20 protein-coding genes are annotated in these 22,478 nt (G+C 61.6%); 15 read left to right on the top strand and 5 right to left on the bottom strand.

Features of this window, described 5'->3' with window-relative positions; all coding sequences use genetic code 11:
* The first annotated feature begins 146 nt into the window (after positions 1 to 146).
* From C8264_RS08665 to C8264_RS08650, 4 genes are all read left to right on the top strand, one after another.
* Complete coding sequence (locus C8264_RS08665; protein ID WP_205245641.1) at positions 147 to 1,049, top strand: AraC family transcriptional regulator; 903 nt, start codon at positions 147 to 149, stop codon at positions 1,047 to 1,049.
* 103 nt (positions 1,050 to 1,152) lie between these two features.
* Positions 1,153 to 1,485 carry an ArsR/SmtB family transcription factor gene (locus C8264_RS08660; RefSeq protein ID WP_108460570.1) on the top strand — a complete coding sequence of 111 codons (333 nt, stop codon included), beginning with the start codon at positions 1,153 to 1,155 and terminating at the stop codon, positions 1,483 to 1,485.
* Positions 1,482 to 1,946: an SRPBCC domain-containing protein gene (locus tag C8264_RS08655; RefSeq protein ID WP_108460569.1), complete on the top strand. Its 465-nt coding sequence runs from the start codon at positions 1,482 to 1,484 to the stop codon at positions 1,944 to 1,946. The genes C8264_RS08660 and C8264_RS08655 overlap by 4 nt, the downstream gene beginning before the upstream one ends.
* Before the next feature lie 71 nt (positions 1,947 to 2,017).
* Entirely contained in the window at positions 2,018 to 2,638 is a 621-nt protein-coding gene (locus C8264_RS08650) for a dihydrofolate reductase family protein (RefSeq protein WP_108460568.1), read from the top strand.
* A gap of 86 nt (positions 2,639 to 2,724) precedes the next feature.
* Here the strand turns inward: C8264_RS08650 and C8264_RS08645 are convergent, their stop codons facing one another.
* From C8264_RS08645 to C8264_RS08635, 3 genes are read right to left on the bottom strand one after another with little or no spacing between them, the layout of a single operon-like run.
* A complete protein-coding gene (locus tag C8264_RS08645) occupies positions 2,725 to 3,210 on the bottom strand; it encodes a DMT family transporter (RefSeq protein ID WP_108460567.1) in 486 nt (161 codons plus the stop codon).
* A gap of 1 nt (position 3,211) precedes the next feature.
* Positions 3,212 to 5,554 (bottom strand): PIG-L family deacetylase, encoded by a 2,343-nt coding sequence (locus C8264_RS08640; RefSeq protein WP_108460566.1) that lies wholly within the window; start codon positions 5,552 to 5,554, stop codon positions 3,212 to 3,214.
* A 25-nt stretch (positions 5,555 to 5,579) separates the two neighbouring features.
* Positions 5,580 to 6,803, bottom strand: coding sequence for an ROK family transcriptional regulator (locus C8264_RS08635; RefSeq protein WP_108460565.1), 1,224 nt, complete (start codon positions 6,801 to 6,803; stop codon positions 5,580 to 5,582).
* A gap of 191 nt (positions 6,804 to 6,994) precedes the next feature.
* Between C8264_RS08635 and C8264_RS08630 the strand changes: the two genes are divergently transcribed.
* The 6 genes from C8264_RS08630 to C8264_RS08605 all read left to right on the top strand — a co-directional run bounded on the left by C8264_RS08630 (position 6,995) and on the right by C8264_RS08605 (position 13,563).
* Positions 6,995 to 8,233, top strand: coding sequence for a sugar ABC transporter substrate-binding protein (locus C8264_RS08630; RefSeq protein WP_108460564.1), 1,239 nt, complete (start codon positions 6,995 to 6,997; stop codon positions 8,231 to 8,233).
* A gap of 67 nt (positions 8,234 to 8,300) precedes the next feature.
* Entirely contained in the window at positions 8,301 to 9,233 is a 933-nt protein-coding gene (locus C8264_RS08625; RefSeq protein WP_108460563.1) for a carbohydrate ABC transporter permease, read from the top strand.
* Positions 9,230 to 10,084, top strand: coding sequence for a carbohydrate ABC transporter permease (locus C8264_RS08620; RefSeq protein ID WP_108460562.1), 855 nt, complete (start codon positions 9,230 to 9,232; stop codon positions 10,082 to 10,084). The genes C8264_RS08625 and C8264_RS08620 overlap by 4 nt, the downstream gene beginning before the upstream one ends.
* Before the next feature lie 4 nt (positions 10,085 to 10,088).
* Positions 10,089 to 11,597, top strand: coding sequence for an argininosuccinate lyase (gene argH / locus C8264_RS08615; protein ID WP_108460561.1), 1,509 nt, complete (start codon positions 10,089 to 10,091; stop codon positions 11,595 to 11,597).
* A complete protein-coding gene (locus C8264_RS08610; protein WP_108460560.1) occupies positions 11,597 to 12,667 on the top strand; it encodes an ABC transporter ATP-binding protein in 1,071 nt (356 codons plus the stop codon). The genes argH and C8264_RS08610 overlap by 1 nt, the downstream gene beginning before the upstream one ends.
* Complete coding sequence (locus tag C8264_RS08605; protein ID WP_108460559.1) at positions 12,664 to 13,563, top strand: carbohydrate kinase family protein; 900 nt, start codon at positions 12,664 to 12,666, stop codon at positions 13,561 to 13,563. The genes C8264_RS08610 and C8264_RS08605 overlap by 4 nt, the downstream gene beginning before the upstream one ends.
* Before the next feature lie 21 nt (positions 13,564 to 13,584).
* Here the strand turns inward: C8264_RS08605 and C8264_RS08600 are convergent, their stop codons facing one another.
* Positions 13,585 to 14,268: a GntR family transcriptional regulator gene (locus tag C8264_RS08600; protein WP_108460558.1), complete on the bottom strand. Its 684-nt coding sequence runs from the start codon at positions 14,266 to 14,268 to the stop codon at positions 13,585 to 13,587.
* Positions 14,269 to 14,397: 129 nt separating this feature from the next.
* On the opposite strand from C8264_RS08600, the gene C8264_RS08595 reads away from it, so the two are divergent.
* The 5 genes from C8264_RS08595 to C8264_RS08575 all read left to right on the top strand — a co-directional run bounded on the left by C8264_RS08595 (position 14,398) and on the right by C8264_RS08575 (position 19,847).
* Positions 14,398 to 15,927, top strand: coding sequence for an aldehyde dehydrogenase family protein (locus C8264_RS08595; protein WP_245892991.1), 1,530 nt, complete (start codon positions 14,398 to 14,400; stop codon positions 15,925 to 15,927).
* 146 nt (positions 15,928 to 16,073) lie between these two features.
* A complete protein-coding gene (locus C8264_RS08590) occupies positions 16,074 to 17,030 on the top strand; it encodes a sugar ABC transporter substrate-binding protein (protein ID WP_108460557.1) in 957 nt (318 codons plus the stop codon).
* Between the two features lie 131 nt (positions 17,031 to 17,161).
* Positions 17,162 to 18,106: an ABC transporter permease gene (locus tag C8264_RS08585; protein ID WP_425430671.1), complete on the top strand. Its 945-nt coding sequence runs from the start codon at positions 17,162 to 17,164 to the stop codon at positions 18,104 to 18,106.
* Positions 18,103 to 18,831 (top strand): ATP-binding cassette domain-containing protein, encoded by a 729-nt coding sequence (locus tag C8264_RS08580; RefSeq protein ID WP_108460555.1) that lies wholly within the window; start codon positions 18,103 to 18,105, stop codon positions 18,829 to 18,831. Before C8264_RS08585 ends, C8264_RS08580 begins: the two co-directional genes overlap by 4 nt.
* A gap of 137 nt (positions 18,832 to 18,968) precedes the next feature.
* A complete protein-coding gene (locus tag C8264_RS08575) occupies positions 18,969 to 19,847 on the top strand; it encodes a manganese catalase (protein ID WP_108460554.1) in 879 nt (292 codons plus the stop codon).
* Between the two features lie 65 nt (positions 19,848 to 19,912).
* Here the strand turns inward: C8264_RS08575 and C8264_RS08570 are convergent, their stop codons facing one another.
* Positions 19,913 to 22,417, bottom strand: coding sequence for an NAD-dependent epimerase/dehydratase family protein (locus C8264_RS08570; RefSeq protein ID WP_108460553.1), 2,505 nt, complete (start codon positions 22,415 to 22,417; stop codon positions 19,913 to 19,915).
* Positions 22,418 to 22,478: the final 61 nt, after the last annotated feature.

Genomic DNA, 22,478 nt, shown 5'->3' with positions numbered 1-22,478 from the left:
CAAACTGCTCAGGTGCTCGAGGGGTACCTGAGTGCCGCCAGGGGCAAGTTCTCGCAGATGTCTCCTCCTGAAATCGCCTTGCACGATGCTACTGTCAGGAAGAAACTCCGCTCAGGATTAGATGTGATGTGACTGAAAGTCGAACCATGGACATGCGTATCGCGGAACTTCGGGACCTGATCGACCGTCACGCCAGGCCTGATACGAGCACGCCTATTCCCGGCATCATGATTGCGCGACACGATGTGTCCGCTCACGAACAAACCATGTCCGGAACGGTAATGGCGCTTGTTGCGCAGGGTACAAAACGCATCGCACTCGGCGACCGTGTATATGAATACCGCCCAGGACAGTACCTGGTAGCATCTATCGATTTGCCGGTATCCGGCCAGTTCCTGGATGCCAGTCCAGATCATCCCGCGCTTGGGTTTGGATTTGTGCTTGATCCCATGACCGTGGCTGAACTGCTGCTTCAAGCGGGTTCCGACGGCCTGCGGCGGGGATACGGACCGCCGCCATCCAGCATGCTGGTCAGCGACGCGCCTATGGCGATGATGGATGCGGTACTGCGTCTGCTCCGCCTACTCGAAACTCCGCGCGATATCGCAGTACTGGCGCCGCTGATCAAACGGGAAATCCTTTGGCGGCTCAGTGTGGGAGAGCAAGGCAGCGTCGTCCGTCAATTGGGCCTTGCCGACAGCCACCTTAGCCATGTCGCTCGGGCCGTGGGTTGGATCCGCGAGCATTATGCGAAATCGTTTAAAGTCGAAGATGTGGCAGAGTTCGCCGGTATGAGTATCTCCGCCTTCTATCGTAACTTCCAGGCGGTCACCGCCATGAGCCCCATTCAGTTCCAAAAGCAGATCAGGCTGCAGGAGGCGCGGTTATTGCTGGCGACCCATCCCAACGATGTTACGGGAGTGGGGTTCAGGGTCGGCTACGAGAGCGCTTCCCAGTTCAGCCGCGAGTACCGCCGCCACTTCGGTACTGCGCCGAGCCAGGACGCCCTGAACCTGCGTGGCATCGCAACCGCACCGATGAACATCTGAGTGGAACGCCGCTTCTGCGGCAGAGTGCCCTGATCGCAGCCGTGGTGACTGGCAATACAAACTTATCCCTTGCGCTAAGTATTGGGAGATGTAAGTTAGCCAAATGGAAAACCAATCGGACAACCTCGATGGCCTCTTTCAGGCACTGGCTGATCCAACGCGGCGGGCGGTCGTGAGCCGGCTTGGCCGTGGGCCGGCCAGCGTGGGTGATCTGGCCCAGCCATTCGATATGGCGCTGCCCTCCTTTCTCAAGCACATCCGGCTTCTGGAAAAGAGCGGGCTGATCCGCACCCACAAGGAAGGTCGTGTTCGCACCTGCGAGATCGACCAGCGAACCTTCCACGAAGTGGAAGACTGGCTCGAGCAGCAGAAGCAGATTTGGGAAGGCCGGACAGACCGGTTGGAGCGCTTCGTCACCGGAAAGGATAGGGTATGACACTGGACGTTGAACGAGACCTTGAGATCAGCCGCATCATCAAGGCACCGCCTGCTGCAGTGTGGGCCGCCTGGACCAATCCAGCCAGTTTCGAGCAGTGGTGGGTGCCGGCCCCCGCACGCTGTCGCGTTGAGGCAATGGATGTGCGGCCCGGCGGCGCTTTGGTGACCAGGATCAGCGAAGGCGGCGCGCCATTCGGCCCGCATATCGACGCCTGCTACCTTGAGGTTCAGCCGCAGCGCCGAATTGTCTTCACCAATGCTCTGGTGGTTGGCTGGCGCCCGGCTGAGCAACCGTTCATGACGGCTATCATCACTTTGGATGAGCATGAACAGGGAACCGCCTACCGGGCGTTGGTGATGCACCGTAACGGCGCTGATCGTGACATGCACAAGGACATGGGGTTCTACGATGGCTGGGGGACGGTCACGAGCCAACTCGCTCGTTTAGTCGAAAACTAAACAACCGCAATCCTTATAGCGATCCGCGCCATGAAACTTAGCCAAATAGATAACTCAATTAGAGAGAGAACATGCGCGAACTCGTATTGCAGATGATGACGACCTTGAACGGGCGCCTCGATGCGCCTTATGCCTGGGTAGCCTCAGTCACCGAAGACCAGTACGAGGCGATCGTGGCGCACTACGCCGATTACGATACGATCCTGGTGGGCCATTCCACGTATGACGAGATGGTTTCTTATTGGCCCTCTGCGCTTGAAAGTGGCGAAGGCAGCGCCAGCAACCAGCGCATGGCTCAGCACATGCATGATTACCGAAAGGTGGTGATCTCGCGTGAAGAGCGGCAGTTACAACGCTGGAACAACATGGAGCAGCGAACCGCGGCCGACGACACGGGCTTGTTAGGAACGATCAACCAACTCAAGGGCGAAGAGGGTAAGGCAATTCTCTTGTCCGGCGGGTCCAGCCTTGCGCGGCGGGCAATTGCGCTTGATCTGGTTGATGTCTTCCGCTTCTTTGTCTACCCGACCGTCTCTGCCGGACCACCCTGGTTCGATGAGTTGGATGGCCTGAACCTCGAATTGGTTGAGACCAATTCGTTCCGGAACGGGGTGGTCGAACTCTCCTATCGGCTGAAGCCGCAAGTCCAACGTGATGAACCGAGCCGTTTCACCGAGTTGCTGAGCAACTGACCGAGCCCGGGGCGCCTCGGAATTTCGCCGCACGAGAATCATGCGGCCGCACCGGAACAGCGCTTCAGGCTACGCAGAAAATCGGTTTACCCGAAAACCACCATGGCGAGCGCCGCAACGAGCCCGTAGTTCCAGCTCCATTGACCGGGCCCCGCCATCACGAGCACGCCGGCAAAGCCAATGGCGGCACCGATCCAGCGCCAGGGCCCTGAGCGTTCGCCCAGGAGCCAGGTGGCAAGCGCCAGCACCGCCAGAGGACGCATGAAACTGATAGCAATGACCAGCGCCAGCGGCAGCGCGGTCAGCGCCGCGAAGTTGGCGTTTAGCGCGATGGTGCTGCACAGCACTCGAAAGCCATGACGCCCCCATTGCCGGGTCTTCCGCAAGGCCTGCCGCTGGCGCCAGGACAAGGGCAATACGCTCAACAGACCGATCAGTGAGCGGATGAACACCATCTGCACGGCCGGGTAGCTCGCGCCGCCCAGTTTGACCAGCACGGTCATGACGGTAACGAGCAGCATGTCGCTCATGAGCCAGGCGACGCCGGCGCGCGAAGGGCCGGTGGGCAGCATGTCAGGCGGCTTGCAGCAGGTTTGCCATCAGCCGGAAGGCGCCGGGGACCAATCGATCCATCTGGTGGTGGAGTACGAGGCTGGTGTGCGTATGGCGTCCAAGCTCAAGGCGGGCGGACAAGAGTGAACCGGCAAGTGGGGCTTCGCCTGCATCGCTCATGGCGAGAAGCGGCTGATAGGCTTCATCCCAGGCGGAAGCAAAGTACAGGCCGCGCTCCTTGTCCCAGCCTTCGAAATCGGCGGCAGTGATGCGATTGGGACCGGCAAAAAGCGGATGGTCCGGAGCGAGGAATTTCACTTCAGCGGCCGGATTGGTGACGCGCCAGCGCAGCGATGGGCTGCCGATGGTCAGCGGCAGGGGCGGCGTCGATTGGGGGCTCCAGCCGTCGCTGGGCCGATGATAGAGGGTGACCAGATGACCGCCCCCACGTACCCAGGCATGGAGCCTCGTGGTCGCGGCGGCAAGATCGGGACGCGTGCCGAATGCGAAAATGCCGATAACGATGGTGTCGAAGCCGGAGAGGTCGCCGGCGAGAGCGTCGGCACCGAGCTCCAATACTTCCGCACCCATGCGGTGTAGCCACAGGCCGACCCGGTCAGCGCCGCCGCCGATATAGCCGATGCGGGTTTCCGGCACGACAAGATCCAGCGCCAGCACATCCAGGGTCAGCGGACGGGCAAAGCGCGTGCGGCCAATATGAGAATAGGCGATGCGGGCAACGGCGTAGGCGGGCGTGCCGGCAACGCTGAGGGGCAGGCTGTGACGGCCCGCTGGCAGTTCGGGGGAGGGCGTGACGGTGAGCTGGCCGGGGTTGGTTGTGATGCTGAGGCCGGGCAAGGGCTCGATGCCAATTCGCTCTGTGGGGCTATTTGCCTTCACGGCTACCATGCGGGGCGCAGCGAGGCCGGAAGGCAGGATCAGCGCGTCAGGTTCGATGGACAGTGGATGAGTGGGCGCCAGTTGCACCGGCTCATCGGTATCGATGGCGAAGATGATGGTGTCGTCGCCAATCACCGCTTCGATCTGCAGAAAAACAATGCCGTTGCCGCCCAGACTTTGCCAGTCGGGGTGGAAGGCGTTGGTGATCGGAGCGTCGGGCTGCGCTTGCAGGGTGATCGTGGAGCCACCGCCCGTGAGAGGCATCACTGCGGGAACGGGCGCGAACGCGGGGCTGGTCATCACCATGGCTGTGAGCGCTTCCGCGCTCCCGGGATCGGCTTCGATCGACACCTCGATGCTACCCCCAGGAATGACGCTGTCGGACGAAACAGCGGCCGAAATGTCGATGCCGGCAGCAAGCGCCATGGCAGCGTCGATCTCGCGCAGCTTGCGGTCGAGACGGTGTGCATGCTCGGTTGCTACTTGGCCTAGTGCGCCTGCGATGGCTTGGCGAGCTTCGCTCAAGGCCCTCAGGATGGCGGGGCTATCGGGAAAATGTACCAGCGCCCGGTCGATCGCGGCGTCGGCTTTGGCCAACAGGGGCGAGTCGCCCAAGTCGGCCAGTCGCGCGGGCAAACCGTCGAAAATGCTGGCTTCCTGGGAGCCGTCCAGAAGATGCAAAGGCCACTCGGTTTGGGCCGGATGGTGCCAGAAGCCCATATTTTGGCTGGCGTGGTAGGCACGGGACACTTCGCCGAGCCGGTCGTAGCTCATGCCGGTTGCGGCATCCGGGCCGTTGGCTCGGATATGGGTAGTTGCGGGTGGCGGAGGAAGCTCGTCGTCATAGGTGTCGCCGCCGCCGGACCATGCGGGCAAGTAGAACTTCGCCACGCGCCATGGCGCGAGCCCTTCGGTCACGTAAGCGGAATCGGCGGCTAGATTGAGAGCCGTCTTGGCCGCCTGAGTCATGGCGCGGTGGTGGCCGTGTTGGCCGCCGACATCGAGAAACGTGGTTATGACGATGTCGGGGCGGAACTGCCGATAGGCGCGGACGAGACGGTCCAGGATCATCTCCTCGCCCCAGCGGGCAAGGGTGTCCGGGCCCGATTTGGAAAAGCCGAAGTCATGGACGGGATCGTCGGGACCATGGCCAAGCCAGGCAATATCGGCATCGATGATGCGGGCGGCCTCTTCCATTTCGCGGGTGCGCACGACGCCCAGTGCGCCGAGGCGCTCCGGGCCAAGCGTGTTCTGGCCGCCTTCGCCGCGGGTGGAGCAGGCGACGACGATGCGCATGCCGTGCTGGTGGCGCAGGGTTGCCAGCATGTCGTTGTGTTCGTCGTCGGGATGAGCGCCGGTGTTCATCACCGTAACAGTCGAGCGCAGGCGCCCCAGCGCACGATGCAGCGCGACGAGGCGGGGCGAAGCCGCACGGCGGCGCAGGCGTTCACGATCAGGCAGCATGGCAGTCATCCGGGTTTGGGAGCGGTCAGCCGGTCGGGTTGGCGACACTGAGATGGGGCGAAACCGTATCAAGGAGCGGCAGGGCGGCGGCGCCCAGCGCGGCGGTGAGTTGGCCGGTCTGGCCGCGCAGGACGCGGGGCAGGGAGCGTTTTGGCCGCGTGGCGACAGAGACGGGGAGGGGCTCGAGCGCGGCGATAACGGCTTCGAGCACCGAATCGGGCAGGCCGCCGCCGAAGATCACGGTTTCGGGGTCAAAGATGTTCTCGAGCATGGCGACGGTGGGCGCCAGATAATCGGCAGCCATGCCGATCCAGTCACGCAGCGTCGGATTGTCATCGTCGTGAAGCGCCTGGATGTCGTCGACCGTCGCGGCATAGATGCCGGCCATCGCAAGGCGCTCGCGCAGGGCAAAGACGGATACAAAGCGCTCCAAAGCGCCGGCAGGGCCGTATCGCGGGGTGCCGTTGCGCGGAACAAGGCCGACATGGCCAATTTCACCGGCATTGCCGAAGGCGCCGCGAAGGGGGCGGCCATCCTGGATGACGCCAAGACCGAGGCCGACGCCGAAGTAAAGGTAACAGAAATTCCCCAATTGCCGCCCGGCCCCGTACAGGCGCTCGCCGACTACGGCCGCGGTGGCGTCGTTTTCGACGATGACCGACTGGCCAGTTGCCTTGGCAAAAAGAGCCGTGGGATCGACGCCGGTCCAGCCGGGCAGAGTGGCCGGACCGACCGAACTCATGCCCTCAATCTCGAAAGGACCCGGCATGACGACGCCGATGCCGAGAAGCTTGCTGCGGTGGGCTCCAAGACTAACTTCGAGGCGGGCGACTTCCTCGGCCACGCGGCCGGGAACAGTGTCGGGTCCGGCTTCCTCGAGCCTGATGATGGAATGGCCCCGTACCCCGCCGGACAGGTCGAGTAACGCGGTGACCATATGATCGGCGGCAATTTCAACGCCCGCTGTCAGCGGGCCGTCTGGGTTGACGGCGAACTGGATGGGCGGTTGGCCTCGTCCCGAACGGAGCCGGCCAAGGTCAATAAGGAGACCTTCTCCGAGCAGCTCATCGACGATGTTGGCAACGGCCTGCGGCGTGAGATGGGCCTTGCGGGCAATCTCGGTGCGGCCGAGGTGCTCGTGCATCCGGATTACTTCCAGGACGACGCGGCGATTGTGCGCACGGTTCCGCTCGGGGTTGGACCCGATGGCAACTCGCTGGCGCAGATCTTTCTTATCGAAGCCGTTCATCCCAGCTTCCTCCAAGCCCCAGATACCTCGTTGTGGCTAAACTATCCGGGGAGCAGAATAACTCAACTAGATTATTTTATTGACAAGCCAACTTCGGATATCCGACGCTAGCATGCGCTAGAGGGGGCTTTCCGCCTCGGCTCATGGAGAAGGCTGTCGGAGGATCGATAGCCGAATGGAGGATTGTATCTATGCTCACCAAGGCAAAACTGGCCGGGCTGGCCGCTGGCGTCAGCCTGCTGGCCATGGGCTCCGCCCAGGCGGTCGAAATCGAATATTGGCAGTATGTGTTCGACAGTCGCGTGCAGGCGATGGACCAACTGATCGCCAAGTTCCAGGAAGCCAACCCGGACATCACGGTCAAGCAGACCACTTTCCCTTATGCCGACTACCAGACACGCGTCGTCGCCGCCAAGGTTGCTGGCCAGGGTCCGGACGTGGTGCAGCTGTTCTATGGCTGGACCGACCAGTTCGTGAATGGCGGACTTATCCAGCCGCTCGACCCGGCTGTGTTCCCCCATGCGGAAATCGAATCCGATTTCTTCCCGATCGTTTCCGCAATGAAGCGCGGCGATAGCTATTACGGCCTGCCGACTGCAGTGCGCTCGCTCGCCCTGTTCTACAACAAGGCCCTGTTCGATGAGGCCGGTCTGCAGCCGCCGCAAAATCTCGAAGAACTGGTCGCTGCAGCCGAAGCGACCACCAAACGCGATGGCGGCGGTAACATCACCTCTGCAGGTATCACGCTGGACATGGCGGGCCAGGACCACCATTGGTGGCGCGAAGTGCTGGTGCGCCAGAACGGCGGCGAGCCCTATGATGCCGAAGGCAATGTGGCCTACGACAGTGAAGCCGGTGCCGCAGCGCTCAAGTTCTACACCGACCTCCAGACCGAACACAAAGTGGGTCTCGTGGGCTTCATGGATGAAGGCCAGGCGGCCTTCCGCGCCGGCATGGCCGCGATGACCATCGACGGTACGTTCCGCCTGGGTGCTTTCGAAAGCAATCCGTTCGAGTGGGGCGTGGTGGAATTGCCGGCCGACGCCAATGGCATGCGCTCGAACTATTCGAGCTATTTTGCCAATGCGATCGGCGCCACGGCCGAGGGCGAAGAACTCGAAGCTGCCCAGAAGTTCCTTCAGTACATCTCCTCGCCCGAAGCCATGGAGATCTGGCTCGATGTCGTGGGTGAACTCCCCGCCCGCCGTGATGTAGCCCTGACCGACAAGAACCTGGAGGACCCGATCCTCGGGCCGTTCCTCAAGGGTCTGGAATATGCGCAGACCACCCAGTTCTACGATGAAGCTGCCCAGCGTCAGACCGCGATCGACATGGTCAACCGCGTGCTGCTGGAAAATCAGTCTATCGAGGATTCACTGAGCCAGGCTGCACAGGCCGAGCAGGCGATCATCGACCAGGCTCGCCAGTAGTTAGAGCCATCCAACATGGCCGGTGGCGGTTCCTGCCGCCGGCCTAAAAGAACACGCAGGAGCGAACATGCCGTCGGCAAACGCAACTTCACAAACAAACCCGGCTCGCTTCTCGGATCGCCTCAGCATCGGCACCAAACGCGTCATCTGGGCCTGGACGTTCCTGACCCTGCCCATCCTGTTCTACGCAGGAATCCGCTTTTATCCGACGTTTCAGGCGTTCTGGCTGTCGCTGACCAATTGGGACCTGTTGCGTCCGGCACAGTTTATCGGTCTTGCAAACTACCAGAAGATGTTCGCAGACCCGATCTTCTGGAAAGTGTTCAACAACACCTTCCTTTATCTCATCATCGGCACGCCGGTGAGCCTGGTGACCTCCTTCGTGATCGCCTTTTATCTTGACCGCGTGCGCTTCATGCACAGCTTCATTCGCGCGCTGTATTTCCTGCCCTTCCTGACCACTGCAGCAGCCATGGGCTGGGTCTGGCGCTGGTTCTACCAGCCGGTTCCGATCGGGGTAATCAACGGGTTCCTGAGCACCATAGGCATTGCGCAGCAGCCATTCCTGCGTTCGGTTGACCAGGCGCTGATTTCGGTCCTTGTCCCGGCGATCTGGGCGGGGCTCGGCTTCCAGGTCATCATTTTCATGGCAGGGCTACGCGCCATCCCTGGCACATTCTACGAAGCTGCTCGCATCGACGGGCTGGGCGAATGGGCAATCCTGAGGAAGATCACTATTCCGCTGCTCAAGCCAACCACGGTGTTTCTGGTCGTGTTCTCTTCGATAGGCTTCCTGCGCATTTTCGACCAGGTCTACAACATGACCACCAATGATCCGGGCGGTCCGCTGAACTCGACTAAGCCCCTCGTGCTCATGATCTATCAGACCGCCTTTTCGTCCTATCAAATGGGCTATGCCGCCGCGCAGACCGTGGTGCTGTTCACCATCCTGCTCGTCGTCTCCCTGCTCCAGCTCTATGTGCTGAGGGAAAAGAAATGACCGCCATCACAACCACCGAGTTGGCAGCCAACCGCCGCGACATTCGCCCCGGCCGCATCATTGTCTGGAGCCTGCTGTTCATTGGCGGCCTCATCATGATCACGCCGCTGCTCTACATGTTCTCGACGTCACTCAAGACCTCGGCCCAGGTCTATGACCTGCGGCTGGTGCCGGCGGCTCCTACTCTCGATAACTACATCAAGGTTCTGGGTGACGGCCGCTTCATGCAGTGGTTCTTCAATTCCACCTTCATTGCGCTGACCGTCACGGCCTCGAACGTATTTTTCGACAGCCTGGTCGGCTATACGCTGGCCAAGTTTCAGTTCCGCGGCCGCTACTTCATATTCCTGGCGATCCTGTCGACCCTGATGATCCCCACCGAAATGCTGGTGATCCCGTGGTATCTAATGTCCAGCCAGCTGGGGTGGCTCAATTCCTATTGGGGCATCATGTTCCCCGGCATGATGACGGCCTTCGGGACCTTCCTGATGAAGCAGTTCTTCGAGGGCGTGCCGAACGATTTCCTCGAGGCCGCGCGGGTGGACGGGCTGAACGAATTCACCATCTGGTGGAAGATTGCCATGCCGATGGTGGTGCCTGCCATCTCGGCGCTCGCCATCTTCACCTTCCTCGGCAACTGGACTGCCTTCTTCTGGCCGCTGATCGTGACCACCTCCAAGGAGCTCTATACCCTGCCCGTGGGCATTTCGAGCTTCTCGGCTGAATCATCCATTCAGTGGGAGCTGATCATGACCGGCGCGGCCATCGGCACCATTCCGACGCTCCTCGTCTTCCTGCTGCTGCAGCGCTACATCGTTCGTGGCGTCATGCTGGCCGGGCTCAAGGGTTAATCCGATGACCGATCCCCGTTCAGCCGACATTTCCGTATTTCCCGATCCGGTCTACAAGGAAACCGTGCTGCGCCCGCTGTTTGACGGCGCCAAGGACCATCATGTGGCAGGCTTTCGCGCCATCGACCGGGCCCATCTGGTGATGCTGGCCGAAACCGGCATTCTCGACGCCGAACAGGCGCGCGAGATCGCCGGGGCGCTGGACAGCATCGATGCCGAGATCGAGCCATCGGAACTCGTCTATACCGGCGAGGTGGAGGATTTTTTCTTCCTCATCGAGAAAGAACTGAAAAAGCGCATCGGTCCCGATCTCGGCGGGCGGCTCCATACGGCGCGCTCGCGCAACGATATCGACCATACATTGTTCAAGCTGGGCCTGCGTGAGCGGCTCAATCTGCTGATCGACAAGGCACTCAAGCTGCACGCCGCGCTGATCGAAGCGGCCGAGCGCGAGAAGGCCACGCTGGTCGTTGCCTATACCCACGGCCAGCCGGCGCAGCCGACGACCTTTGGGCATTATCTTTCAGCGATCATAGAATTCGTCGGTCGCGATATCGAGCGGCTGTTTGACGCCTACCGGATTGTCGATCTTTCGCCCATGGGCGCCGCGGCGATCACCACCACCGGTTTCCCCACCGATCGGGCACTTGTGGCTGAACTGCTCGGCTTTGCCGCGCCCTTGCAGAATTCCTATTCCTGCATTGCCGGCGTCGATTACATCACCGCCACCTACAGCGCTATCGAGTTGATGTTCCTCCATCTTGGCCGTCCCATCCAGGACTTCCAGGTGTGGACCAGTTTTGAGGTGGGGCAGATTTACGTGCCCAACAGCCTTGTGCAGATTTCCTCGATCATGCCGCAAAAACGCAATCCGGTGCCGATCGAGCATTTGCGGCATCTGGCGAGCCAGACCTATGGCCGGGCGCAGGCCATGCTGAGCGTGATGCACAACACGCCCTTCACCGACATGAACGACAGCGAGGGCGAGACGCAGTCCATGGGCTATCAGGCCTTCGAGAGCGCCTATCGCGTGCTCGATCTGCTTGCCGCGCTGGTGGCGCAGATCCGCATCGATCCAGCACGGGTGCGGGCCAATATCAGCCGCTCCTGCATCACCATTACCGAACTGGCCGATAGCTTGGTGCGGCGCGAGGGGCTGTCCTTCCGCGAGGGGCACGAGATCGCGGCTGCCGTCGCCAAGTCCGTTGTGGCGATGAACGGTGACCTGGTCACCGATGGCTTCGAGCCTTTCGCCAAGGCATTCCAAAAGGCAGTGGGCCGCCAGAGCGCGCTCGACCGAGCCGCCTTTGCCGAGATCGTTTCGCCTGAATATTTCGTGTCGGTGCGCAACCGCTTCGGCGGCCCAGCGCCGGAGCCGCTCGGAGCCGCAATCGCCGGCTACCGGAAGGATGCGACCAACCTCGCGGGGAAACACCAAACCATTTTGCGCCGCCAGGCTGACGCCGCGCGCATGCTCAACGAGCGCTTCGGCGCACTGAAGGGAACTGCTTGATGGCCAAGATTGAACTACAGGGCCTCGTAAAGGAATACGGCAAGACCCGCGCCGTCCATGGCATCGATCTCACCATCGAGGACGGTGAGTTCGTGGTTTTTGTCGGACCGTCCGGATGCGGCAAGTCCACGACGCTGCGCATGATTGCGGGACTGGAGGACATTTCGGGCGGCAAGCTGCTGATCGGCGACGAGGTGGTGAACCAGCGCGCGCCCAAGCAGCGCAACATCGCCATGGTGTTCCAGAACTACGCCATTTATCCGCATATGACAGTTGGCCAGAATATCGGCTTCGGGCTCTATACGTCCAAGCTATCCAAGGCAGAAAAGCAGCAGCGGATCGCCGAAACCGGCAAGATCCTGGGGCTGGAAAAGCTGCTCGATCGCCGGCCGGCAGCGCTTTCGGGCGGGCAGCGGCAGCGCGTGGCCATTGGCCGTGCCATGGTGCGCGATCCCGTGGCCTTCCTTTTCGATGAGCCGCTCTCCAACCTCGACGCGCAACTGCGGTCGCAAATGCGCATGGAGATCAAGAGCCTCCATCGTCGTCTGGGCACCACCATCGTCTACGTGACGCACGACCAGGTGGAAGCCATGACCATGGCCGACAAGATCGTGGTCATGCGCGATGGTGATATCCTGCAAGTGGGTACGCCTACGGACCTCTACGAGAACCCGGTAGACGTCTTTACCGCCCGCTTTATCGGCAGCCCCTCGATGAATATGGTCGAAGGCCAGGTTGCCGGCGGCGTTCTGACGGTCGAAGGCGTTCAAATCAGCGGGCTGACGCTTCCGCCGCACCAGGGCAAGGCGCTCATCGGCATCCGTCCGCACGATCTGATAGTGGCGGAGGGGACGGGCGGCGCCGGGCTAAGCGGCTCGGGCATGGTCGAGGCGGTGGAGCCTCTGGGATCGGAAACGCTGGTGCATTTGCGCCTGGGAAACAATCTCGTCATCGCGACGGCACCGGGCCGCGTTGTGCCGGCAATCGGCAGCACGGTTTCGGTGCAGGCGGAACCGGGCTCCCTCTACCTCTTCGATGCGGCGAGTGAAAAGGCGCTGGGCCACGCATGACATCGACCAGACCGAAGGCCGGGGCGGTGCTGAGCCTTGGTCGCATCTATTGCGACATGGTGTTTCGCGGCCTTGGCGGCATGCCGCAACTGGGGCGCGAGCTCTTTGCCGATGAGTTCGCGCTGACGCCGGGCGGTGGCGCCCTGATTACGGCCGCGCATCTGGCAGCGCTCGGAAGGCCCGCGGCGCTGTTGGCGCGGTTCGGCACCGATGACCTCTCGCAATCGCTGGCCGGCAAGATCGAAGACCTTGGACTGGACCTGCAATTCCTTGATCGCCACGAGACGGCAGGGCCGCAGCTGACCGTAGTCATGGTGCAGAACGGCGACCGGGCGTTCCTGTCCCGGCGTGCGGGCCATGCGCGTCCGGCCAGTTTCGAGGCCAGCCTCGGCTGGGTCGATGCTGCCCATCTTCACATCGCCGAATATGCGACGCTACACGAAATGACCGATGCGATCACGGCGGCAAAACACCAGGGATTGTCGGTGTCTCTGGACCCAAGCTGGGACGACGAATTGATCCGCGACCCAATGTTCTTTGAAAGGGCGGCCGGAACCGACATCTTCATGCCCAACATGGAAGAGGCCGAAGCTCTGACCGGCCTCAAGGATCCCGCAGCAGCGCTGATGGTGCTGTCCAGGCACTTTCCCGTCGTGGCACTCAAATGCGGTGGCGATGGCGGCATGGTCACTGCTTCCGGCGAGACCTTGCATCTGCCAAGCCCGAGTGTTGATGTGATCGACACCACCGGGGCCGGCGACGCCTTCAATGCCGGTTTTCTTCATGCCTGGCTCGACGGCGGAGATGTTCGAACATGCCTCGCTAGAGCGATCGATGCCGGCACCCGCTCGGTTCAGGCCTCGGGCGGCACGGGGAGCCTCCGGCGTTCAAGCTAGAGAGCATCGCGTTTAGCCGGCCTAGATGAACAGGCTGGCGTGCCTCGTTTCCAGCTCGGGCAGATCGTCGAGAATACTGCCCAGATGGTCTGCCATGGCACGCTTGGCGCCTTCCACGTCATGCTCGTCGATCGCCGCCATGATGGCACGATGCTCGCGCACGCGGCGCCTCATGTCGGCCTCGCTTTGCAGCGTCATGTTGCAGACCCGGTCCATGTGCGTTTTCATGTCGGCAATCGCGATCCAGGCGATGCTGACGCCCGCCCCCTGCGCCACGGCGAAATGAAACGCTTCGTCATGCTCGCGGAACCCGGCATGGTCGAGCTTTTCGGCCGCTTCTTCCTGCTTGGCCATTAGGCTCGCGATCCGCTTGCGCTGCCAGGCATCGAAGTTTTCCGCGGCCTTGGCCACGACGGCAATCTCCACCGATTGCCGCACGAAGAGCGCCTCGGTCATCTCCTTGGCCGAAATGCGCGCCACCACCGTGCCGCGATGCGGCCGGATTTCGATCAGCCGCGAATTGGCCAGTCGAATCAGCGCCTCGCGCACCGGTTGCCGTGACACGCCCAATCGGGTGGCGATTTCCTGCTCGCTCAAGCGCGATCCGGGTAACAGTTCCAGCTCGATAATAGCGCGTCGAAGGTCTTTTTCGATCGACGCGGCGGCACTTTCGCCGCTCTCGGCCGTCTGCATTTCAATAGTCATATTACATCTCGTCCATGGCATTGACATCTAGAGTCGATGCGCCATACGGTACCATACAATTCCATACAGGGCGTGTAAAACGTCCGATATGCTCGGGGAGGGTGGGATCAGCCCACCATTGCGATGGTCATGCAGTCACGCTTTCAGGACAATTTCGTTGCGCCGAACCTTAGTGATCCGCGGCTGGCGAGTAAACGCGCCTATCGTATGCTGATCAACGGCAAGTCGGTCGATGCGCAATCGGGCGAAACGGTGACGCGCGAAAGCCCGGGTCATCGCGGCAAGGTGGTCGGCGAATGGCCCGCTGGAAGCACGGCTGATGCGTTTCTGGCCATTTCCGCTGCGCGCCAGGCGTTCGACAATGGCCCTTGGTCCAAGATGAGCGGCGCCGAACGCTCGACCATTCTCCACGCGGTTGCCGCCAAAATTCTCGATCATGTCGATGAGCTGGGTCTGATCGAGTGCCTGGAAACCGGCAAGCCGCTGGAACAGGCTAAGGGCGAGATCGGCTATTGCGCCGACCTGTGGAACTACGCCGCCGGCCAGTCGCGCGGTCTCGAAGGCTCGACGCACAACAATATCGGCGAAAACCGCCTGGGGCTCGTGCTGCGCGAACCTGCCGGCGTCGTCGGCATCATCACGCCATGGAATTTCCCATTCATCATCGTTTCCGAGCGTGTGCCGTGGGCATTGGGGGCGGGCTGCACGGTCGTGGTCAAGCCCAGCGAATTCACCTCCGGCACCACCATTCGCCTCGCTGAACTGGCGCTCGAAGCGGGCCTTCCCGCGGGCGTGTTCAACGTCATCACCGGTTATGGCCCAGCCGTGGGCCAGGTGTTGGCCGAAGACCCGCGCGTCGATGTGCTGGCCTTTACCGGTTCTGTCCGCGTAGGCACGCAATTGGCGGGCATTGCGGCTGCCGGCGTCAAGCGGGTTGGCCTCGAGCTTGGCGGCAAGGGGCCGCAGATCGTCTTTGCCGACGCCGATCTCGAAGCGGCCGCCGATGGCATCGCCTATGGCGTCTATCATAATGCCGGCCAGTGCTGCATTTCCGGCAGCCGCCTGATCGTCGAGAATTCCATTCGCCCGGCGCTGCTCGAACGCCTGCTCCATCTGTCACGCAAGCTGCCCTTCGGCGATCCGCTGGGGGCGGGCACGCGCTTTGGCGCCATGGTCTCGCAGCCGCATCTGGAAAAGGTTGCCAGCTACGTGGCGGCCGGCGTCGAAGAAGGCGCCGAACTACTGCTCGGCGGCGATATGGTCGATGCCAAATCGGGCAATTTCTTCGCCCCTACCGTCTTTGACAAAGTGCGGCCCGACATGCGCATCGCCCAGGAGGAAATCTTCGGGCCGGTGCTGGCCACCATCGGGTTCGACACGCCCGATGAAGCGGTGGCTCTCGCCAACGGCACGCCCTTCGGCTTGTCGGCCAGCGTCTGGTCGCGCAATCTCGAAAACGCCATCCAGACCACGCGAAAGATCCGCGCCGGTCGCTGCTGGATCAATTCGGTGATCGACGGCACGCCGGAACTGCCCATCGGCGGCTACAAGAAAAGCGGCACGGGCCGCGAACTCGGCCGCTTCGGCTTTGATGAATATTCCCAGTTCAAGGGCCTGCACATGACGCTTGGCAAGCCCACGCCGTGGTTCGCGGTATGAGGAAGAATTTCAATCCACCGCGTCATTCCCGCTTTCGCGGGAATGACGCGGTGGACAAGGAGGAGTCTGGCGCTGCGCTTGACCCAAAGCGTGTCGCCACCAGCGGGACCTGAGGAGGGCCCGTTTCACCCAAAGGGAGGACTACAATGAAATTGACCAAACTGACAGCGGGCCTGCTGGCCGGCTGCACCATGCTTGCCTCTGCCGGGGGCGCCATGGCGCAGGATGATGCGGTGAAAGCCACCATGATCATCTATCTCGACCCCAGCGTGCAGTTCTTCAATCCGGTGGTGAAGGGCGCCCAGGACGCCGCAGCCGCCTTCAATGTCGATCTCGACGTGCAATATGCCAACAACGATCCGGTCCGCCAGAACGACCTGATCGAGAGCGCCATGGCAACCGGTGTCGACGGCATCGCTGTCGCCATCTCCAGCTCGGACGCTTTCGACGAAAGCATCTGCGCGGCAGTGGAGGCCGGTATCGTAGTCATCGGCTTCAACAATGACGACCTCGAGGGCGCCGACGGCAATTGCCGCCAAGCCTATGTCGGCATGGACGAGGAAGCCTCGGGGTACGAGCTGGGTATCCGCATGATCGAAGAATTCGATCTCAAGGAAGGCGATACCGTCTTCAACCCGCGGGAAATCCCCGAAGCCAGCTTCGCCGTGGCCCGTGGCGGCGGCATTGAACGCGCAATGACGGAACACGGCATCAAGGTTGAAACCGTGCGTGCCGGTCTCGATCCGGCTGAAGCGCAAAACATCATGGCCCAGGCATTGATCGCCAACCCGTACATCAAGGCCGTCTTCGGCACCGGCTCGGTCACTTCGACCGTTGGCGCGGGCGCGATTAAGGACGCAGGCGTCGACGTGCCCTTCGGCGGCTTCGACCTTGCCGTTGAAATCGTCAATGCGGTGGAATCGGGCGAGATGTTCGCCACCATGGACCAGCAACCCTACCTGCAGGGCTACTATCCGATCGCCCAGATCGCCATGGCCGCACGCTATGGCCTGACCCCGACGGACGTCGATACCGGCCAGGGTGCATTCCTCAATCAGGAACGCATTGGCGTCGTGAAGCCCTTCATCGGCACCTATCGCTGATCTGAGAGCCCCGGCGTTCTGCGCCGGGGCAACCCTCTTACGAACCGGATATGACCGTGACCGAGATGACCCACGATCGCGCCGCCACGCCCAGGCGAACGGCAGCCCAGCGGCTCCATGACCTTCTTTCCATGCCGGCGGGCGCCATCCTGCTGGTCTTCGTCCTGGTACAGATCGCCTGCATTGCCGGCGGCCTCTTGTTCCCCGATGACTTCCGCTATCTCTCGCCCGCCAATATGGGCATCATGATGCGGTCGGTCCCGGTGCTCGGGTGTCTGGCGCTCGGCGCCGGCATGTTGATGATCGCCGGCGAATTCGATCTCTCCATTGGCTCGGTTTACACCTTCACCGCCGTCGTCATGGCCATGCTGGTAGGAAATGGCGTCGATGCCTTTCTTGCTGCACCGGCAGGACTGTTGATCGGCGCCGCTATCGGCCTGCTCAACGGCGCTTTGACGCTGCGCTTCAACCTGCCCAGCTTCATCGTTACGCTTGGCGGCCTGCTGTTCTGGCGCGGGGCGGTACTGCTGCTCAATGGCGCGATTCAGGTCCGCTTCGATCCCAACCCGGTGTTCAACGAACTCTTTTCCGGCACGATCCTCGGCATCAACGCAGCCTTCATCTGGTTCATCGCCCTGTGTCTGGTGTTTTATGCGCTGCTGCACCGCCACCGTTTCGGCAATCACGTCTTTGCCACCGGCGGCAATCGTTCTGCGGCCACCGCCATCGGGGTCAATACCAACCGCATCAAGCTGATGGCCTTCGCCATTGCCGGTTTCATGGCCGCCTTTGCCGGTATTCTCGCCACCACGCGCGTCGGCTCCGTCCAGCCGGGGCAGGGGACCGGCCTCGAACTCCAGGCCATCGCCGCCTGTGTCATCGGCGGGCTGTCGCTGCGCGGCGGCCGCGGCTCGATCCTTGGCGTCTTCCTTGGCGTGATGCTGATCTTCACCATCACTGACGTGCTGCTACTTCTGCGCGCGCCCGGCTTCTATCTCGACATGTTCATCGCCTCGCTGATCGTGGTGGCCTCGATCTTCAACCATGGCCTCGACCGCCGGGGAGCATCCACATGAGCCTGCTCGCTCTGCACAACATCAACAAAACCTTTGGGCCGCTTAAAGCGCTGACCGATCTCAGCTTCGAGGTCGGCCATAGCGAAGTCGTGGGCCTGCTCGGCGACAATGGCGCTGGCAAATCCACCACGGTCAACATGATCTCCGGCATCCACCGGCCCAGTTCGGGCTATATCTCGGTGGATGGCCAGCGGCAGGATTTCGCCAATCGCCGCGACTCCGCCGAAGCCGGCATCGAGACGATCTATCAGAACACTGCCCTGGTCGATTGCCTCTCCATCTCGCGCAATATCTTCCTGGGCCGCGAACTGACCGACCGCTTCGGCTTTCTCGACCTCAAGCAGATGCGCGAGATCGCCATGCAGGTGCTTGAAAGCGCTGTCCACATCTCTGGCATCAATAGTCCCGACAAACTGGTCGGAGACCTCTCCGGTGGCCAGAAACAGGCCGTCGCCATCGCCCGCGCCGTCTTCTTCAAGCGTCGCGTGCTGCTGCTGGACGAGCCCACGTCCGCTCTGTCGGTGCGCGAGACCGAAGCTCTCCTGCACCAGGTGCTCAAGCTCAAGTCGGAGGGCGTTTCGAGCGTATTGGTCACCCATAACCTCTATCACGCCTACCAGGTCTGCGACCGCTTCGTGATCATGAGCCACGGCACCAAGGTCTTTGATGTGGCCAAAGCCGACACCACGATCGAAGAACTGACTCAGCATGTCGTTCTGACCTAGGCGACCGTATGGAGCCATGCCGCCGCCCGGCAGGACGGCGTGCATTTTCTCACGAGGAGTATTGACTTGGGTGATTTGCGGAACACCGCAGCGCCCCGCTGGTTAGGCGCTGATCTAGCCTCGAAAAGGATATTTCAATGTTCTTCAGAACCAGCCAATTCCAATACAACGCTCGTCCGGAACGATCGGACCCGGTCTATGCCAACAAGCTTCAAGAAGTGCTTGGAGGGCAATGGGGCGAAATCAGCGTAATGATGACCTACCTCTTCCAGGGGTGGAACTGCCGTGCGCCAGCCAAGTACCGGGACATGATCCTGGACATCGGTACCGAAGAAATCGCGCATGTGGAGATGCTGGCGACAATGATCGCCCGCCTGCTGGAAAACTCCCCAGTCGAGGCACGGGAAAATGCTGCGAAGAATTCCGTGGTCGGCGCAGTAATGGGCGGCGCCAGGGTTGAGGATGTGATCGTAGCAGGCATGAACCCGCAACACGCAATTGTTTCGGGTGGAGGAGCCACCCCCAACGACAGCGTCGGCTTTCCCTGGACCTCTCGCTACACCATTGCCTCGGGCAACCTCATGGCGGATTTCCGGTTCAATGTTACGGCTGAATCGCAGGGCCGGCTGCAGGTCTCGCGCCTCTATGAAATGACCGATGATCCCGGCGTTCGCGACATGCTGTCCTTCCTCATTGCCCGCGACACCATGCACCAGAACCAATGGCTGGCTGCCATCAAAGAACTTGAGATGGATGGCCTCGGGCAAACCCCGGTGCCCATGAGCTTCCCGCAGGAACAGGAAAAGTCCGAGGTAGCTTACCAGTACTGGAAATGCTCTGACGGTAATGCGAGCCAGGAAGGCCAATGGGCAAGCGGACCCTCCCAGGATGGAAAAGGAGAGATCGAGTTCCTTTCCAAGCCTCAGCCACTCGGCGAACGGGTTGATGAACTTCCCCCAGTCGATCCACGGCTGCACAACACTCCAAAAAAGCCAATGCCTCCGGTCTCCTCATAGCACCGACTTTCCACGGCGCGCGCTGGCAATGATTGGCCAGCGCGCCTGTGGCGGGAACGCGCTGATCAACGAATAAAGCGGCTCCAGCCTGCATACTGTTCCCGGATCGGCCCCCGGCGCAGGCTGAGCAATATCAACGCGACGCCGGCCGCGGCACTCAGGGCACCGGACAGGAGCGGTGCACCATAAAGGAACGGCGCTACCACAAGCGCAGCACCCAGCAGCGTGTTGAGATAGCGAACCGGTCGCGCCACCTCGGCCGCCGACACGGAAACCACCGTGAGCACGAGAGAGCCGATCAAATGATCCGCATTCGCCATGGCTCCTTCGGTTCCCAGCGTCAGCCGCGTGCACATCAGCCACACGCCGATTGCGGCAGACAGCGCGAGATTCCACGGCAGACTGACGCCGCCGGAAAACACGTCTCGAATTATCGCACCCGGTGGGCGGTCGAACTCGTCCTTGGCCGGCGCCGTTCCGTCGGCATCCGGCGCCTCTTCGCCATCGCCGAGCAGGAGCACGGCCAACCCGTTCTGGCCCAGTTGGACCCGGCGGCGCACGAACTGCAGCGTCGCCAGGATTTCGTCCAATGAGTATGGAATTTGCACCAGAACCGCCGCCGCGCCGATCAGCGCGAGGGTGCTCCATGTCCCGATGACGATTGGCTGGATGATGATGAAGTAAATCGAGATGATGCCGAGTGGCGCGATCATCAACCCGAACAGCACCACTAACCACGGCATGGTGCGCCAGCGCATGCGCGAACCGACAAGCCCGGTAAGGATCTCCAGTAGGTAGGTGTAGGCTCCCACAGCGGCGTCGGAGACCGGCCAAGCCTTTGACACCGATGAGGTGATGATTTCCTCGGTGCCATTGCGCGGATCACTGAGCGACCCGGCGAAAAACGGCTCCCACACATGGGGAATGTGTCCGAGCTGATAGCCGGCGAGATATCGGGACACATAGAGCCCGACAATGGCCAGGATGATGATGGGGATGCGCTGTGTCCAGGCCGAGGGGTTGTAGCTCCAACCCGGCGGCACGTCGGGGCCCGTCAGGGTGGCCAGAGCCGTTGATCCCGGTTCGGGCTTGAGGCAGACCGCGAAGCCGAAGATCAGCGCTCCGACCAGCGTGTCGGACAGGTAGGCTGCACTATTGCTGGTGGAAAACAGGATCGGTGCTGCCATCACCAGGGCGCCGATGCCAGCAGATATCCAGCGAGCCCATGGCATTCGTTGCGACAGCGCGATCGCCGCGCTGACCATGAGCGCGATACCCAGGATCATTTCGCTCCAGCGTAGCAACGGCTCCGCCACGCCGACCAGCACAGGCTGGGTAACAAGCCAGGTCCCGAGGCCGATATTGAGGAAGTGCGCCCACCGGTTGCTGCGATGCTGCTGGCTCACCTGCTCCCGATGCCGGGTCAGAAGCTCTCTGGGGTCCTCGCCCAAATCTACCGCCGTTTCCACCCATTTGGGCGGCTCGATCCTGTGTCGCTCATACCAACCCATCGGGTCGGTCTTCAGTGCGCCGGCAAGTTTGGCAAGTTCGTCCCTGAGGCGATGCCGAGGCTCCCAGCCAAGCAGGCGCCGGGCCTTGCTGGTGTCGAGGGCGTAGTGATCATCGGCGAGTGCGACCATGAAAGGCTTGATGAACGGCGCCTCTCCTTCATCCACCGCATCGGGAATAATCGGCTCCAGCTTTTCCTGGACCCAGGAACCTGCGGCCGCAATCGGCTTCGGCACGCGTATGGTCGGCCAATCCTTCTGACCATAGAGGATGTACCCGATCTCGTCCTGCAATGCGTCATATCCCATGGCGTCCGCCTCTCCGATCAGCATGGCGCATTCCGGTGGCAGGGTGTTTCGCCGCTCAACGGTGCGCGTAATGGCGTCGAGCAGATCCTCCCGGTGAAGCATGGTCTGGCCCACCAGCGGGCTTCCCGAATAAAGCAGGCTCTCGAATTCGCGCTCGTAGATCCTGGTCATCTGCTGGGCCATGGTGGGCACGGTCGAGTGCTCGTCATAGACGCCCGCGAGGCGCAATATGGCGCAAGGTATCTGTCCTCGCTCGGCCCTGATCATGTCCTCCGCCGCGAGCTTGGATATCGGGTAGGCCCAACGTGGCCCAAGAGGTTGGCTTTCATCGATCCGCTCGCCGGGGCGGCAAGGCTCGTGCACCAGCATCGTGCTCGCATAGACGAACTGCTCCACTTCGAACGACTGCAGTCCGCGCAACAGGCGACCCGTTCCTTCGACATTCACGGATTGGTAGAGCGGGTTCTCTTGCCCGGAGAAATCAAAATAGGCGACGAGATGGATGACACTGGCAATGCGGCGACCCACCGCATCTGCGAGCCGATGCAAAGCAAATTCAACGGAAGCGTCGGATGTAAAGTCTGCCTCGAAAACTGGAAAATCGGTGTTCTTGGCTGAGCGATCGATCCCGACAATTCGATACTGCCCTGCCAGGGCTTTGGCGATCGAACTGCCGAGATTACCGGTGGCGCCTGTGATGATGACGACAGGCTTGCTTGCCCCCACTTCAGATTCCGGTGGCTGCTGCTCCATCGTGTTCCTCAGGTTCGGGCGCCGTGGATCGCGGTGTTCCATGCAACCCAACGAGTTTGGC

The sequence above is a fragment of the Devosia naphthalenivorans genome, assembly GCF_003056355.1.
Lineage (GTDB): Bacteria > Pseudomonadota > Alphaproteobacteria > Rhizobiales > Devosiaceae > Devosia > Devosia naphthalenivorans.
This window is presented reverse-complemented; position numbering and strand designations above follow the sequence as displayed.

Excerpts from the sequence above, each read along its gene's own strand:
- C8264_RS08630 (WP_108460564.1), top strand. The coding sequence starts at position 6,995 with ATGCTCACCAAGGCAAAACTGGCCGGGCTGGCCGCTGGCGTCAGCCTG.
- C8264_RS08665 (WP_205245641.1), top strand. The coding sequence starts at position 147 with ATGGACATGCGTATCGCGGAACTTCGGGACCTGATCGACCGTCACGCC.
- C8264_RS08580 (WP_108460555.1), top strand. The coding sequence starts at position 18,103 with ATGAGCCTGCTCGCTCTGCACAACATCAACAAAACCTTTGGGCCGCTT.
- C8264_RS08605 (WP_108460559.1), top strand. The coding sequence starts at position 12,664 with ATGACATCGACCAGACCGAAGGCCGGGGCGGTGCTGAGCCTTGGTCGC.
- C8264_RS08610 (WP_108460560.1), top strand. The coding sequence starts at position 11,597 with ATGGCCAAGATTGAACTACAGGGCCTCGTAAAGGAATACGGCAAGACC.
- C8264_RS08620 (WP_108460562.1), top strand. The coding sequence starts at position 9,230 with ATGACCGCCATCACAACCACCGAGTTGGCAGCCAACCGCCGCGACATT.
- C8264_RS08595 (WP_245892991.1), top strand. The coding sequence starts at position 14,398 with ATGCAGTCACGCTTTCAGGACAATTTCGTTGCGCCGAACCTTAGTGAT.
- C8264_RS08645 (WP_108460567.1), bottom strand. The coding sequence starts at position 3,210 with ATGCTGCCCACCGGCCCTTCGCGCGCCGGCGTCGCCTGGCTCATGAGC.
- C8264_RS08650 (WP_108460568.1), top strand. The coding sequence starts at position 2,018 with ATGCGCGAACTCGTATTGCAGATGATGACGACCTTGAACGGGCGCCTC.
- C8264_RS08585 (WP_425430671.1), top strand. The coding sequence starts at position 17,162 with ATGCCGGCGGGCGCCATCCTGCTGGTCTTCGTCCTGGTACAGATCGCC.
- C8264_RS08655 (WP_108460569.1), top strand. The coding sequence starts at position 1,482 with ATGACACTGGACGTTGAACGAGACCTTGAGATCAGCCGCATCATCAAG.
- C8264_RS08600 (WP_108460558.1), bottom strand. The coding sequence starts at position 14,268 with ATGACTATTGAAATGCAGACGGCCGAGAGCGGCGAAAGTGCCGCCGCG.
- C8264_RS08570 (WP_108460553.1), bottom strand. The coding sequence starts at position 22,417 with ATGGAGCAGCAGCCACCGGAATCTGAAGTGGGGGCAAGCAAGCCTGTC.
- C8264_RS08590 (WP_108460557.1), top strand. The coding sequence starts at position 16,074 with ATGAAATTGACCAAACTGACAGCGGGCCTGCTGGCCGGCTGCACCATG.
- C8264_RS08640 (WP_108460566.1), bottom strand. The coding sequence starts at position 5,554 with ATGCTGCCTGATCGTGAACGCCTGCGCCGCCGTGCGGCTTCGCCCCGC.
- C8264_RS08660 (WP_108460570.1), top strand. The coding sequence starts at position 1,153 with ATGGAAAACCAATCGGACAACCTCGATGGCCTCTTTCAGGCACTGGCT.
- argH (WP_108460561.1), top strand. The coding sequence starts at position 10,089 with ATGACCGATCCCCGTTCAGCCGACATTTCCGTATTTCCCGATCCGGTC.
- C8264_RS08635 (WP_108460565.1), bottom strand. The coding sequence starts at position 6,803 with ATGAACGGCTTCGATAAGAAAGATCTGCGCCAGCGAGTTGCCATCGGG.
- C8264_RS08575 (WP_108460554.1), top strand. The coding sequence starts at position 18,969 with ATGTTCTTCAGAACCAGCCAATTCCAATACAACGCTCGTCCGGAACGA.
- C8264_RS08625 (WP_108460563.1), top strand. The coding sequence starts at position 8,301 with ATGCCGTCGGCAAACGCAACTTCACAAACAAACCCGGCTCGCTTCTCG.